14 protein-coding genes are annotated in these 15034 nt (G+C 39.1%); 2 read left to right on the top strand and 12 right to left on the bottom strand.

Going from position 1 to position 15034, the window contains the following annotated elements:
* Nucleotides 1-5 precede the first annotated feature (5 nt).
* Nucleotides 6-1331 (bottom strand): xylose isomerase, encoded by a 1326-nt coding sequence (gene xylA / locus ACFPA1_RS18170; RefSeq protein WP_378584654.1) that lies wholly within the window; start codon nucleotides 1329-1331, stop codon nucleotides 6-8.
* Nucleotides 1332-1957: 626 nt separating this feature from the next.
* On the opposite strand from xylA, the gene ACFPA1_RS18165 reads away from it, so the two are divergent.
* On the top strand, nucleotides 1958-2158 hold the full coding sequence (locus ACFPA1_RS18165; protein WP_378584512.1) for a hypothetical protein: 201 nt from the start codon (nucleotides 1958-1960) through the stop codon (nucleotides 2156-2158).
* 323 nt (nucleotides 2159-2481) lie between these two features.
* On the opposite strand, the gene ACFPA1_RS18160 is transcribed toward ACFPA1_RS18165, so the two are convergent.
* The 11 genes from ACFPA1_RS18160 to ACFPA1_RS18110 form a co-directional block, all read right to left on the bottom strand.
* Nucleotides 2482-3279: an IclR family transcriptional regulator gene (locus ACFPA1_RS18160; RefSeq protein WP_378584510.1), complete on the bottom strand. Its 798-nt coding sequence runs from the start codon at nucleotides 3277-3279 to the stop codon at nucleotides 2482-2484.
* A 166-nt stretch (nucleotides 3280-3445) separates the two neighbouring features.
* Nucleotides 3446-4537, bottom strand: a complete 1092-nt coding sequence (gene dctP, locus ACFPA1_RS18155; protein WP_378584509.1) for a TRAP transporter substrate-binding protein DctP — start codon at nucleotides 4535-4537, stop codon at nucleotides 3446-3448.
* Nucleotides 4538-4571: 34 nt separating this feature from the next.
* Nucleotides 4572-5855 carry a TRAP transporter large permease gene (locus ACFPA1_RS18150; RefSeq protein WP_378584508.1) on the bottom strand — a complete coding sequence of 428 codons (1284 nt, stop codon included), beginning with the start codon at nucleotides 5853-5855 and terminating at the stop codon, nucleotides 4572-4574.
* Nucleotides 5856-5891: 36 nt separating this feature from the next.
* Complete coding sequence (locus ACFPA1_RS18145) at nucleotides 5892-6329, bottom strand: TRAP transporter small permease (RefSeq protein ID WP_378584506.1); 438 nt, start codon at nucleotides 6327-6329, stop codon at nucleotides 5892-5894.
* 81 nt (nucleotides 6330-6410) lie between these two features.
* Nucleotides 6411-7589, bottom strand: a complete 1179-nt coding sequence (locus ACFPA1_RS18140) for a CaiB/BaiF CoA transferase family protein (RefSeq protein ID WP_378584652.1) — start codon at nucleotides 7587-7589, stop codon at nucleotides 6411-6413.
* Between the two features lie 44 nt (nucleotides 7590-7633).
* A complete protein-coding gene (locus tag ACFPA1_RS18135; protein ID WP_378584505.1) occupies nucleotides 7634-8395 on the bottom strand; it encodes an enoyl-CoA hydratase/isomerase family protein in 762 nt (253 codons plus the stop codon).
* A gap of 635 nt (nucleotides 8396-9030) precedes the next feature.
* Nucleotides 9031-9330 carry a hypothetical protein gene (locus tag ACFPA1_RS18130; protein ID WP_378584504.1) on the bottom strand — a complete coding sequence of 100 codons (300 nt, stop codon included), beginning with the start codon at nucleotides 9328-9330 and terminating at the stop codon, nucleotides 9031-9033.
* A 557-nt stretch (nucleotides 9331-9887) separates the two neighbouring features.
* The gene (locus ACFPA1_RS18125) at nucleotides 9888-10271 is read right to left on the bottom strand and encodes a VOC family protein (protein ID WP_378584503.1); all 384 of its coding nucleotides are present in this window, start codon (nucleotides 10269-10271) and stop codon (nucleotides 9888-9890) included.
* A 122-nt stretch (nucleotides 10272-10393) separates the two neighbouring features.
* Nucleotides 10394-11143: an SGNH/GDSL hydrolase family protein gene (locus tag ACFPA1_RS18120; RefSeq protein WP_378584502.1), complete on the bottom strand. Its 750-nt coding sequence runs from the start codon at nucleotides 11141-11143 to the stop codon at nucleotides 10394-10396.
* 518 nt (nucleotides 11144-11661) lie between these two features.
* The gene (locus tag ACFPA1_RS18115; protein ID WP_378584501.1) at nucleotides 11662-11925 is read right to left on the bottom strand and encodes a hypothetical protein; all 264 of its coding nucleotides are present in this window, start codon (nucleotides 11923-11925) and stop codon (nucleotides 11662-11664) included.
* A 113-nt stretch (nucleotides 11926-12038) separates the two neighbouring features.
* Nucleotides 12039-13616, bottom strand: coding sequence for a vanadium-dependent haloperoxidase (locus tag ACFPA1_RS18110; RefSeq protein WP_378584500.1), 1578 nt, complete (start codon nucleotides 13614-13616; stop codon nucleotides 12039-12041).
* Between the two features lie 329 nt (nucleotides 13617-13945).
* Between ACFPA1_RS18110 and ACFPA1_RS18105 the strand changes: the two genes are divergently transcribed.
* A complete protein-coding gene (locus tag ACFPA1_RS18105) occupies nucleotides 13946-14875 on the top strand; it encodes a LytR family transcriptional regulator (RefSeq protein ID WP_378584498.1) in 930 nt (309 codons plus the stop codon).
* The last annotated feature ends 159 nt before the right edge of the window (nucleotides 14876-15034 follow it).

Below are 15034 nucleotides of genomic sequence, written 5' to 3'. Positions count from 1 at the left end.
TCTATCTATTTCGTTCGAAAAATATAGGAGTTGACAATACTCTCAAGCATCTCTTGTCTACCTGAAGATAATTTATGATCACCATGCTCCAGTGCATATTGGTACAAGTCACTTAATCCTACTTTTCCATCGATAATGTCTTGTCCAATGCCGTTTGTATAACTTTCGTAACGTTTTTCAATTACGTCTTCCAAAACACGGTCTTCAAGAAGTTTATGGGCAACTTTTAATCCTTTTGCAAATGTATCCATTCCAGCAATGTAGGCATAGAATAAATCCTCTGGTTCAAATGAAGCCCGTCGAACCCTCGCATCAAAATTCAATCCGCCTGGTGCAATACCGCCTTGTTTCAGTACCTCATACATCGCCATCGCGGCATCATAAATATTGGTAGGAAATTGATCCGTATCCCAGCCTAATAATAAATCCCCTTGGTTTGCATCAATACTTCCCAATGCATCATGAATTCTAGCCATATTGAGCTCATGTTGAAAAGTATGTCCTGCCAATGTGGCATGATTGGCTTCAATATTTAATTTAAACTCTTTTTCCAGCCCATAATTACGTAAGAATCCTAAGACAGTGGCCGTGTCAAAATCGTATTGATGCTTGGTAGGTTCCTTCGGTTTAGGCTCAATCAACAGTTGTCCAGTAAATCCGATTTCATGCTTGTAATCGACAACCATTTTTAAAAATCTAGCTAAATTGTCCAGTTCCAACTTTGTATCTGTGTTTAAGAGCGTTTCGTATCCTTCTCTTCCACCCCATAGCACATAGTTTTCACCGTCAAGGCGTTTTGTGATATCCATGGCTATTTTCACTTGAGCTGCCGCTCTAGCAAAAACATGTGCATGACAAGAGGTGGCCGCGCCATGCATAAATCGTTGGTGGCTAAATGCATTAGTGGTTCCCCACAATAATTTAATCCCCGTCTCTTTCATTTTCTCTTCTATAAGATCAACCATTTCATACAAGTTTCTCTCAGTTTCTTCGAGTGTCTTCCCTTCCGGCGCAATATCGACATCATGGAAACAGAAATATTCAATTCCTAATTTCTGCATGAACTCAAATGCAGCAACTACTCTTCTTTTCGCAATAGCCATTGGATCCCCCAACGAATCCCATTCTCTCTCCATTGTTGGCAATCCAAATGGATCCATTCCTTTAAAAGTTAGCGTGTGCCAATAACTCATCGCAAAACGCAAATGTTCCTTCATCGGCTTACCACCGATCATTTCTTCCGCATTATAGTATTTGAAAGCTAATGGATTGGTTGATTCTTCACCTTCATAAGTAATTTTTGATATATTTTTAAATACGGCTTCGTCAATAGTAGAAATAGTCAAGAGAAATGCCCCTTTCATATAGAACATGTATTTATGAAAATATGATTTATGCTGTCTACATGTGTTATTGTACACCCGATTGAAAACACTTTCAATCTTTTTAAAGTGATTTTTAAAAGTATTTTTAAAAGCGCTTTAAAAAGTGTGCATCAGTGGGGTTTCCTTAGGGGCTTTAGTTTTGCAAAGGTTATGATCTAACAAATTGGGGTCTTTTGTTACACATTTGGTATAAAAATGATAGAAATGTCCGAAACCGTGCAACCTTGGGACAAAACCGTTAGAAAAAGCACCGAAAGTGTCCGAACCTTTGTAAATTTGTCTTTTATCTAGCCTCTTAAAGACAAAATTGACTTGTTCTATGATCAAATTGTCCTTTACCGTGCAACCTTGATGTAAGGACAATAAAGTAGACACGAAATTTATTCGGGTAGTGACCAAACACCATTCCTTAAAGAAAATAAAGTTTATTAAACAATCGAGTGCTATCCCGGAACAAGGATAAGCGCCATGGTCAAAATTTACAAGAGATTGTGAACTTCTGGACTTAAAGCAACGGTCAGGTATAATAGTTAATAAACAAATGATAAAATAAGGTCGAAGGATGTGCTAACATGGTCATAAAATCGAATATGTCACCTGAAGCAATTATTGAAGTTTGGGGAGAAACGGCAGATGTTTTTAAAAAATATAATGTACCACTTACAAAAGAAACATTAGAAACAGTAGTTGAAATTGACCTTTTGCCTTCACTGCTACAAGAATTGAATTTGGTTGTTGGAAGTTCTTCTGCAACTTGCATAGAAGGCGGCTGACAAATGCCAACTAAAAAGGAGTAGGTTACTCCATTTAACATTCCGATTTTGCCGTTCATGTGATAGATGGGTTGGCAGTCCCACTATTAAAACTTATTATTCTAAAAAAGGAAGACGCCATCCAAAATACATCGGATAGCGTCTTGATATTTCTCGAATAGCTGTACACTGCCAATTAAGGGCAATTTAACTGCCTTCCCCTGTCGCGTAGGCAAAAACCAAATTCCTCCTAATCCTCAGAGCGTAATCATTCTCAGGATTCCAATAATTGATGCACGAGAACCGTCCCCATGCATCATGCCCATGCATCACGAGCTCCCCACTCAAGTAAAGGAGTACAACTGTAACTGTTCCGAAATTTTGCTGCTGTATTGTTTCATCAGGTCAATATATTTTGCTTCGCCTTCTATGCTTTCTTGTAAGCGATAAGTTGGGAGGTAAATGGCGATACTCCCCACTATTTTTCCTTTTGAGTTGAAAATCGGGGCGGCTGCGGAAAAGACATCCTTAAGGGCTTCTTCATTGCTCGTAGCGTATCCCTGTTGTTTAATGTGCTTCAATTCCTTCAATAGTTGAGCAGGATCTGTTATGGTGTGTTCCGCAATCTTAGGCAGACCTGTTTTTTGAATCACTTCTGAAATGAACTCTTCTTCCATGTGTGCTAAAATCGTTTTACGCGCTGCTCCGCTGTGAAAATATCCAACCGTCACCATGTTCGAATTATGCTTAATCGGATGCTTCGTTTCAATGCTAATGATTTGAACACCACGAAGCAGCGTTCGGTCGGGGATTACCAAACACACCGTTTCACCGGTTAGATCATTTAATTCTTGTAAAATAGGTTGAATAACATTTTTGAGAGAGAAGTTTTTTTCCACTAGCTTTCCTAACCGTAAAACCTCATATCCAAGAGTGTAGGTTTTGTCTTTATCATTTTTTAGGACATATCCCATCGATTCTAAGGTAAGAAGTGTTCTAAAGACCATCGTTTTGGGTATATTTAACTCATTTGAAATTTCATGAAGTGTATATTCACTTTTTTGTTCGCTAAAGATCGATAATACGCGTAATGAGCGCTCGACTGTTAGAAGTTTATCTGTGTTTTTTTGTTCGGATTCCATTGACGGCCTTCCTTCCTTTCCAAAAAAATAACCTTCCACTTATTTTAGCAATTTTTTGAAAAAGAATATAGGTGGTTTATAATATGAACAAAACAGACTGTCAAGAAACTCAACAGTCTGTCGGAACAACCTATATTTTTCATCCTGGTACTACCGTCTATAACCTCTACTCTAAAGGGCTTTCTTCAACAAGCTTTTGATATTCATTCAGAACGGACCGAGCATCATGCCCATTTTTACCTGCCTTTTTGATCCAATCATCAAAAGTTGGTTTCTGGATTATTTTATAGATTGACTCTAGTTCCTTATCAGATATTTCGTACATATCGATTCCTTGCTTTTTAAACTTTTCTACACTATTGTCAAATTCATTATCCATATACTTAGAAAAATGCTCCATTGTTGTTTTTCCAGCTTCTATCATGGCCTTTCGAACATCTTCTGGCAATGACTTCCAGGTCTTTTCGTTAATTAAATAAGTAATGGCTGTTGTTCCGAAAGCTCCATTGGTGCTGGAATACTTTAGTTCCTCTTGAAGACTATAAGCCTCCCAATTGGGAACCATATAACTAGTTGCTTGAATTGTTCCTCTTTGAAGTGCCATATATTGATCTGGAGCCGGCATAGAAATCGGCGCTGCTCCTAGTGATTGATAAATCAATTCCTGGGTATTGCCTGATGCTCTAATCTTTAAATCTTTAAAATCATCAAGCGTTTTTATCTTTTTGTTTACTGTGCTAACCTGATAAGGTCCCAATAATGCCCCCCATAATGGTCGAACTCCATTACTTGAGTATAACTTCTCTAACTCTTTGTTTTCCATAAGCATCTTATGATAGGCTTGGCTTCCTTGATAGGTCGTTTTAAATGTTCCTGGTAATTCTGGTACCGTGGCTAACATCAAGCGATCTCCGAAATACGAAGGAACATTAGAGGCAATATCCGCTACATTATTCTTCAAAACATCAAGCAAACTATCCGCTTTACCTAACTGTTCAGCAGGAAAATACTTAAAGGTCACTTTTCCATCTGTTCGTTTCTCCACTTCTTTCATCCAGATGTCGATGCCTTCCTTTGAAATGACGTGTGTAGTCGGATAGGAATCTGCAACCTTTAAGACAATGGTGCCTTTCTTTCCGCCATTCCCCCCACTTTCAGAAGAGGAATTTACTTGCTTATCCTTACTGCCGCACGCAGTTGTAAATACAATTAATAGAGCAACAAATACATAGACTATACTTTTTCCTAATTTACCCATTAACGTATCTCCCTTTCAATCGATTTGTAAAAATTTACATCAAACCGGGCAACCAAGTGACCAGGATTGGAAAAGCCATCAAGATGATTAAAATTACAAAGTCAGCAGCCACTAAACGACCAGCTCCTTTAAACGCTGTGCCCAGTGGAACTTTAGCGGAGCTTGCCGCGACAAACACATTCAATCCCAATGGCGGTGTTGCCAAACCGATTTCCACTGTTTTTGTTATGAGAATACCGTACCAAATCGGATTAAATCCGAGAGCCATGATGACCGGAAATGTTAATGGGACGGTAAGGAACAAGATTGCCATTTGGTCCATGATACATCCTAATAGTAAATAGGCAATGACGATAATCGTTAAGATCACCCACCTGTTTACATCCAGAGATTGGACCATCGCAATTAATTCTTGCACCGATCCTGTAATCGTTAAGAAGTATCCGAAAATCATAGCACCTATAATGATGATAAAAATTTTCGCTGTCGTTAACGCCGTTGAGGCTAATGCCTGTTTTATACCATCGAAACTTATCTTTTTTTGAAGCAGCATAATCAAGAGTGCGACAAATGAACCGAACGCACCCGCTTCAGTTGGGGTTACCACACCCGTGTATATCGTAATAATCACAATAAGAGATAGTAGAATAACTGTCCATATACCCTTTAAGGAGGCAAATTTTTCTTTTATGGAAGAGGCTTTAATACTTGGCGCTATTTCTGGGTTTTTTCTCACCCAAAGATAGATGGCTAAACAATATCCAACCACGGTGATTAATCCTGGAATCACTCCCGCGACAAATAACTTGGCGATACTAGCCTCCGTTAATATACCGTATATGATGAGAACCGTACTTGGTGGAATAATAAAAGCAAGCGTTCCAGCAACACTAACGACTCCTACTGAAATTTTGTCATCATAACCGTACCGCCTCATTTCCGGAACAACGGAGGAAGCCATCCCCGCAGCCGATGCTGTAGATGAACCAGAAACTGCCGCTAATCCCGCTGATGCCATTACTGTTGAGATGGCCAATCCACCCCTGTAATGACCGAACCATTTCACGGCCGCTGTAAATAATTTTTGTGTCATTTGTCCATTATTCATAAATTCTGCCATTAAAATAAACATAGGTACTGTAGTTAACGTAAAACTTGCAGCGTTTTCTATGGGGGCGGTCTGGAAAATTCCCAACATCGAACTAAACCCCATCGATAACCAAATACCCACACCGCCGGCAATTCCTAAAGCGAAGCCTACAGGCATGCCACCAGCCATGAAAAGAAATAACAATAAAAAAGCGATTAATATCTCCAATGTTCTCCCTCCTTTCAAAATTTCAACCTATTGTTATTAAGCTTTAAAGTTATTATCCTTCGGAAATTCCATACGAGAAGATTCCGCTATTTTCAATACGCTAATGAAAACTAACATAAACGATCCTAACGGTACCCAGATATACGATAAGTACATAGGGATTGAAACGATACCTCCTGAAGAAGCATTGTTCAACCAAGCATCTTCAGTTAGCAACAGGCCCTCATAGCCAATCGCAGCAAAAAAAACAAGGGCGAAGAAATGGGTAACGACGTGAAGGATTTTTTGAACTCCTCTCGGCATAAGATTGATAATTAATTCAAATTTAATATGGTCGTCTTTATAATGTGCATAAGCCATCCCAAGAAACACGACCAGCACCATTAAATACGATTCTGTAATGTTATACACGGCAGGTATCGACTGATGGAATATGTATCGTGCCAGTGCATCTGCAGTAATCAACAACATCATGAAGGCCAAACCAATCATAGATATACCATTAAACAATTTATTTAGAAAAAGAATTATGGTTTTAATAGGGCTCACTCCTTTCTAAATCACACCTTCTCGGCGCATCATCGCAATCTCTTCTTTTCCTAAACCTAAAGTAGATAGGACTTCTTCCGTATGTTCCCCCAATAAAGGCGGATGCTGCCGAACAGTTGCTGGTGTAGCAGAAAGTTTTACCGGGAATGCCGGTGTCACTAGATTTTTCACGATTGGATGATTGATCTCCACCATCATATTTCTGGCAACAGCTTGAGGTGATGTCACCGCATCACCGACAGAGTTAATCGGACCGCATGGAACGCCTGTCTGATCAAGCGTGTGACAAATTTCCTCACTCGTTAGTTGTCCTAACCGTTCACTTAAAATCGGAACAAGTTTTTCCCGGTTCGCCACTCGTGATTGATTCGTTCGATATTCCTCGATTTCTAATAAATCTCCCCATCCCATTGCCTTGCAAAGCTTTACCCAAAGACTGTCATTTCCTACTGCTAAAATAATATTCTTATCTCTCGCTTTAAACACTTGATAGGGGACGAGCGAATTATGGGCTTGCCCCATAGGCTCAGGCGAACTTCCGGTTGCAAAGTAGCTTGTCGCTAAGTAATTTAACATCATGATCTGGCTATCTAACAAGCTGCAATCGACAAACTGTCCCTCACCTGTTTTATCTCTTGCCAATAAAGCAGCTAATACACCGAAAGCTCCAAGAATTCCGGCAGACATATCAGCTATGGACGGTCCAACCTTGTATGGGATCCCTAGTTCACCAGTTGTACTCATCAACCCTGAATACCCCTGGAGCAATAAATCATAACCAGCCCGGTATTTTTCAGGACCCGTTCTCCCAAAGCCAGACACTGACAAGTAGATCAATCGCGGATTTATTTTTTTTAATGTCTGATAATCGGTTCCCAGCTTCTCCGTCGCACCTGTTCGAAAGTTTTCTATTAAAATATCTGTATCCTTTATAATCTCATAGATGATATTTCTGCCCTGTTCAGTTTTAAGATTTAACGTGATGCTCTTCTTGTTTCGATTAGAACTGAGGAAATAACAGCTCTCCCCATTCCATTCGGGCGGAATGAATCGGCGTGATTCATCACCAATTTCTGGTTGTTCCACCTTTATCACTTCAGCCCCTAAATCGCCTAATAGCTGACCGGATATGGGACCAGCTAGTGTTCTAGCTAATTCCAGAACTTTTATCCCTTCCAAAGGCATCGTCACATCATTTCACTCCAATCATTTTGAATTTCATCCATTGGCTATTTCTTCTTTGAAAGGAAATCGTCCAGCCTCTCCTGTGGTATTTTTGTCGTAAAGGCTAGAGCAAATTTGTTTACACTATCTTGAATGGCATAATCCAAACTACTATTTTGCCATGTTTCAAACAGTTCCTTTTGTTGTTTGATTGTAAAAAATGGTTTGCTGATTAATTTCTCCGCATATTCCAGGGCAGTTTCTCTAAGTTCGGACTGTTCCACTACCGCATTTAAAAAACCAAATTGATTCATTCTTTCTACGTTCACCGGTTCTCCGATTAACAGCATTTCTTTTGCTAAACTAAGCCCCACATGCTGTTGAAGCAAGACGGAATCTAAAACAGAAGGAATCCCCAGGTTAATTTCAGGCATTGAAAAAACGGCATTTTTTGCTGCAATTCGAATGTCAGCAGCCATACACATTTCCGTGGCCCCACCGATACAGTAGCCATTAACCGCCATGATGACAGGCTGTGGAATCGTACGAATTAATTCACAAACTTCCTTTAACTCAGAGATCAACTTATAAGCCTCTTGAGGACTTAAATGATTAAATTCATGGACATACATTCCTGCTGAAAAAGCTCTTTCTCCACTTCCCGTAAAGATGACAACCCTTACATTTTCATCCTCAGAAATTTCCTTTAAATGTTGACTAATTTGCAATAAATTTTCCCTCGTCAAACTGTTCAATTTCTCAGGCCGATTAAAAATAATCCATTCAATGTTTCCTTCAGTCTTAAAAATCACTTTACTTTCGTTCATTCCATACCCTCCTAAGTGTTTTTGTTTAATATTAATAGCCAAATCTTAGGTGAAGCTATGTATCCTCCTTCCTGCATTCCTATTATAGGAATGTGATTCCTATTTATTTATATTTCTATTTATAAACCAAATTCATCCAAAGGTCAAGATTATTTTGAATTTATTGAACATTTTAAATAATAGAGAATAACGGTCACTGTGACTTTCTTTGACTTTAAAATACAGGGGACATATCTTATGTTCCCAAAGAAGCAAAAAAACAGAAGCAGGAGTATCCCTGCTTCCTTATACAATCTTGATTATTTATCGCTAGATGAATTGCAACAAATTGGTTTAGCGCGCCCAAATTAATCAAATCTTGGATGTTATCTGTCATCCTTTGTTCTTATAATAGATTGCATCCTATTTTTGCTATGTGACAATCCAATGAAAGTGCTTGCACCTGAAACGGTCCCTTTACCTGGGGGAGACCACCTTGTGACAGCGCAGGGTGGTCTTCTTTTGTTTTCAAGTATATTTGTCCCAACGATAGAACGTATCTCTTTTTCTCCGCCAAAACGTTCAGATTCCTGTGATGGAATGCAAAAAATTAAAAACAGCCCTTTAAAAGGCTGCTCCATGATTGCACTTCATTTTTACTGTTCATGAGTCCAGGAGACTGCTTCTCCTGTGGATGGGCAGCTTGGGAATTTTTCTCCTTGGTTAAGTACTACATGTTCGCCATCTGCATCTACATAATGCCCAGATTCCATTACTGTTTCACCAGTTCTATGAGTGTGGCTTTCGTGAGTCCAGGTTGTAGATTTCCCTGTTGATGGGCATTCAGGAAATGTTTCGCCTTGACGAAGTTCTTTCTTCTCTCCATCTGCATCTATATAGTGCCCAGATTCCATTACTGTTTCTCCTGTATGATGATGGTCTGTATAGTGACTCAAAAATAACTCCTCCTTTGAATTAGTTAACCACCATATTCTCCCACAGACCCATTATTTTATTCTGTTAAAAAGGGTTTGGAAAGTAAATCGCTAATTTTGGAAAGTAAAAGTAGAAAATCAGAAAGTATTTGCTCGTAAAGTGAAAGTAAAATCATCAAATTGGAAAGTATCTACACCAATTCGGAAAGTATATCTAAATCACTGGAATGCAATATTTGGTGCAAAATGCATACATTTACAAAAATAAATCACTTTAAAAGAGTGAAAAAACTTCTCTGCCCCAGCTATGTTGATGTCCCCAACATTCCCACACATTTAACATCCATTTTTGAAGTATCTTGTCACGACTTTCCCCTGGTTGTTGGTTCAAAACATCAAGAACAGTCAATGAATATACGGATTGATCGGGTGCCAGTATTTTCTTTTGAAAAAGGAACCTTGGATTGCCCCTGAACCGGTGTTTGTCTGATACCTTGACTTCCCTTTCTTGGCCAGGTTCCCCAATAGTGAACCAAATAAAAAAGCAAAGGTAAAAAAACTTACCCTTGCTCAGAACCTTAACAATTACATATCATTAAAACATTACCATCTAAATCCTTGAAATTAAAATAAGCAAAATCACCTATGCGCTCTATTTCTTTAACAACTACTATTCCTTTATTTTTAATAAACTGGTATGCTTCATCAATATCTTTGACGAAGAAGTTAAATAAAACGTGGTCTGAGGGCTTCAATTTAAAGCCTAGGTCAAATGTGTGATCATCTAAAGTAAGTCCGGTTTCTGAAGTTACAGGGACATTGTAAACAGGAGAATGAACTTCTTCCTTATTAAACGGTAACCCAAGTAAATCACTGTACCATTCTGCAGATTTTTTTAAATCACTAACATGAATAAATACATTATTTACCTTACCGGCAATCGGAGAAACCGTTGAGTTCATATACTTTCCACCTTTTTACTTTTTGTATATTAGTAATTCAACAAAAAGTAAACAATAACCTCTTAAAAATTCTAAATTAAATAAGGCTGTTGATTTTCTTCAACAGCCCTACTCTAATAATATTATTCTATTTCTAATGCGTTCAAGCCAATAATAGCAAGCAGCTCATGCCCCGCAAGAGAAGGGTGGATGTCTCCTGGTAAAAGGTTTAACGGATTCAATCCGATGATGTAAGCATTGGCAACGACTACACGCGGACTGTTTAACCCCTCTAGTGTTTGATTGATAAACTGAATAAGAGGGTCACCTAACGCATTGATTGGGTGTGACGGACCAAGGAATAGAAACGGATTATAAAAATTATATAGCACTATTTTAGCATTAGGGTTTAGGGCATTAATTTTTCCAACAATGGAAACAATATTTTGTTGAAGAATTGGGATAGACGGAACAATTTGGGTATTAATTAACCTTATTATGGTCTCATTATCCAGATTTCCCCCGCTCGCCACAAAAGCATCTTTAATTGGCTTTAACAAATCATTACTGCCAATATTCAACGTAATATAATCTGCCTTACTTACCGCTTGAATGAACTTTTGATCATGATTTAGCGCATTCAACAAGTCTGCTGTCTTCCATCCTGGGACTGCCAAGTTTCGAACGCGCAGGTCGGCTGCTTTTCCAATTAAATACGGAAAGGCCTCTCTAGATGGTTCATCAATACTATCTGTAAGCCCAAACCCAAATGGAATAGAATCCCCCAATGCAACCAGTGACTTTTTTGCATTTTCACTCTTGGCAAATCCCGATGTTGTAAAAAATAAACTGACCACTAAAAGCAACGGCAACAGCTTTAAAATTCTTTTCAACTTTTTTCCTCCCTCATTCCTTATATGTAGCCATTATTCATTATAATTAGGCCCAAAGAAGGAGTTTGTCGAAACTAATAGATAGAATCGTATTTAATTTCTATTATAAACTGACAAATTAACCAAAAGTAGAGGGGCACGTATTTGTTTACCGCCCCTTTGGTATTCCCATAATGACTAAAGCCAACTACCTTTTCACAATTTTGGCAGTTGGCTTTTTATACGCAAGTATTTCCTAAAGTCTTGCATATTTTAGGTTCTTTAAATTTATCCTTTATTGTGTTGAAGTATAAGTTTAATTTAATTACAAATCTGAAATCATACCGCCATCGACAACGAATTGTGCTCCAGTTGAATCACTCGACTTTGAAGACCCCCCAGGATCTTTCGAAGTTTTTTAGTTTTTCAAAGATGGTTTGATTGCCATATAGATGCTCGATGTTTAGGCTGAATCCATTCCATCAATATCGCCATCATATACAAATAATTGATCCAAGCTGATATCCCCCTTTTGTTAGTTAGCCTTTAAATCCGCCCTTCACAAAAAACTCCAGCCGTTCTGAAGGCGAGTTGATTAACTTTTTCCCCCAACCTTTGTTAATCCCTTCTTTTACTTCTTTCAGCGCCCTATTTTCATCCATATTATGTAGTTGGCAAATTTCTTTTATATACTTAGTCACGTCATCAGACAAACCTGAGAATGTTTGGGCAAACAAGAATCCCATAAACGGAAGCTGCCCACGCTGCACTCTTCCATAACGAACAGCACAATCTAATTTCATACTTTATAACTACCTACTATATAGTTGGAAACTGGATGCCCCCAAGAATTGTTTTTGAACAGTCTTGAGGGCATTATTTTTACTAGTTGGTTTCATTTAAAGTTCAACCAAAATTAAATGGACGATCCAATTTTTATGGTAGTTCCGTCAAATTTGGTTAGAGTAAATCCGTTAAAATTCTCATTATAAGTCTTTTTGTAATCCTGTATGATACCGATAGCAACTGCTTCACCCAATTTTAGCCCCTCAATGCCGTCAGAACGCCAATGGACGCCGGCAGCATCCCGTCCAAGGGCGATGTTAGATGCAAGTTTGTTTAATTCTCCTCCTATTGTCAAAGAAGGTCCTTGGAAAGGAATCAATGACAGCCCATCAGAAGAAGCTGCAACGGGATTAGGGAGAACGAACCCTTCATTAAAAAATGCTTTTAGCATTGTTACTCCAGCCCCGACCATACATGCATGTCCAGCTGGATAGGATGGATGAGTGGGGCAACCTTCGGAATAAGCCTGGGGCAAAAGATAGGTTCCAAACTTGCTATGAACCTGGGGAACTACTTGGGAATTAAGGAGTTCTGTATGAATAGGATAACAGGCAGCTCCGGTCATGTGATTGTGGAGGCGCCCACCAAACTCTTCTGGCCTCAGCCGCCGGTGGACCAAAAACTTCTGGAACCAACCAGCCTCTAATGCTGACCTCGCGGCTTTAGCCACCCAATCCAGAATATGAGGTATTCCAAAAGTGATGAAACCAACCTGTGTTTTGGAATCTAGATAAGGGTTAGCTGGGTCAAGTGCAGCACTTCCTAAGCTGGATAGAATTAAACAAGCGCCAAGTATAGATTGGTAGTTAAAATCCTTGTGAACAAATGCGGCTAAGTCACGGCCATTACGGATATACCGAGGAGTAGGATCGATAGTATTTTTCGTTATTGGGGATAATCCGTCCTGAATATTTAACCATTCTTGATAAGATGTCATGTGATCGTCCCCTGCTAGTGTGGTTCTGTATCTCTGGATAATGGTTGTGGCCCCATAGGGAATGTCATTCAACAAAAACTGGGAGATATATGGTCCGATTAGGTCACCCGGCGTTACACCCCGGAATAAAGTACCAGTAGAAACCAATCTATTAACCTTTGGTCCCCGGAAATCCGAAAATTTGGATAGGTCCGAGGCTGCCAATAAGGTCAGAGGATTGGTGTTATAATCCTCAAAAGGGACATCACGTGTAATTGCCTGCCAGTAAACTTCTGCAATCTCACTTGCCTCCCATGCACTGCTGAATGACGGAGGAGCCTTTACACTTAAATGGTGACTATCAGGTCCAACTAGTTCAAATGCATAAGAGGCTTGAGGGTTAGAAAGTTTGGCAACTCCGCCTATTGGAATCGATTCAAAATCACAGGGGCGGCCTGTCCTTAATGAATGAATAAAGGATTTATACGCCTTAAGATCGACCTCTCCAAGTGAATTGTGAGGAAGCCCTTTGGAATAGTTTGCAATTTTATTAAAATACAAGTGTTCATCGTTATTACAGTGATGTTCCGGGAGGGGGGCCTTTTTTTGGAATTCTGCAATTTCTCCACGAACATGATACGCTTCCTTCCGACGCTCTTTTGCATCGTTAGGTCCAATTACACAGGAGTTTTGCTGCTTTAAATCCCTCTTTGAATCTTCATTTTTTTCCATTTAATCACACCTTTTTTCTTATCGTCATCTATTCTTATATAGACTCAATATAAGGTATTCAGATATATTTCCATGGCTTAGATTCTTTTACTAGTTTTCTATCGCTCTTTTTCCTTATTGTATCCCCGGTGCCCTCCTGCAAGGAAGGTTTTTATAACTGTTATATTTGACGGCACCTTTCTTTTCTTGGAAAAAGTTAATAGTTACATAAATATTGTTTTGTGAGAAAATGGAAGACTGAGGCCAACTGTCTCTCAAAAAAACGGCATCAGGATTTGTATCGTTTATATAACCCAGCCAACAGTTTAAAATAAAGGAGGATTCCCTAAATGAAAACCCAAAAAAAGAAGAGAAAATGGGTCAAAATAACGCTCATCACTCTTCTTGTGTTGTTCTTATCATTCGGAATTTACAGTTATTCCATATATAAATCGTTTAAAACCGCCGTTGATACCATGCACCAGCCAATCGAGCGAAAACAGTCAGATAAACGACAAGAGCCAGTTGAAGTAAAGAAGGATCCATTTACTGTCTTAATGCTGGGTGTCGATGAACGGCAAGGTGACAAAGGTCGTTCTGACTCCATGATTGTCTTGGCTGTTAACCCACAAAAACAATCGGTAAAAATGTTAAGCATACCGCGTGACACACGCACTGAAATAGTGGGCAAGGGAAAAGAGGACAAGATCAATCATGCTTATGCCTTCGGCGGAGTACCGATGGCAATGGATACCGTTGAAAACTTTCTCGATATCCCGATCGATTATTATATCCAAATTAACATGGAGGGCTTCAAAGACATTGTCAATGCGGTTGGCGGGGTGACAGTTCAGAATGACTTGGACTTTACTGTCGACCAATACCATTTCGCAAAAGGGAAGATCAACCTAAATGGCGATGAAGCGTTAAGTTATTCGAGGATGAGACACGAGGACCCTAGAGGGGATTTTGGCCGACAAGAAAGGCAGCGTCAAATCATTCAAGCAGTTATTAAAGAAGGTGCCAGCCTTTCTACCTTAACAAACTTCTCTGATATCTTCTCCGCCCTTGGTAAAAATGTCAAAACAAACTTAACCTTTGACCAAATGGCCGCCATTCAAAAAAATGATAAAACGGCCGGAAACAGCATTGAACAAATCGAGATAAAAGAAACAGGCACAAAGATTAACAAAATTTATTATGGAATAGTCGCTCCTGAAGAGAAACAAAGGGTGCAAAGTGAGTTAAAATCACAATTGAAGTTAAGCAATTCTAACTAAACTAATGTAATTAATGCTTGAATTAAGGTGATCCTCCCAATCCAGCCCACACCTAACAATAAAAGCCAACAACCTTTGAAGTTGTTGGCTTTTTCGAATCAATATACCAATCTCTACTAAAAGAACAGTTGCCTTATTATAGTTAGCAAGTTGCAATAC

It is taken from the genome of Neobacillus sp. GCM10023253 (assembly GCF_042653105.1).
GTDB lineage: Bacteria > Bacillota > Bacilli > Bacillales > Cytobacillaceae > Neobacillus > Neobacillus citreus.
The sequence above is the reverse complement of the archived record's forward strand: the minus strand, read 5'-3'. Positions and strand labels throughout refer to the sequence as shown.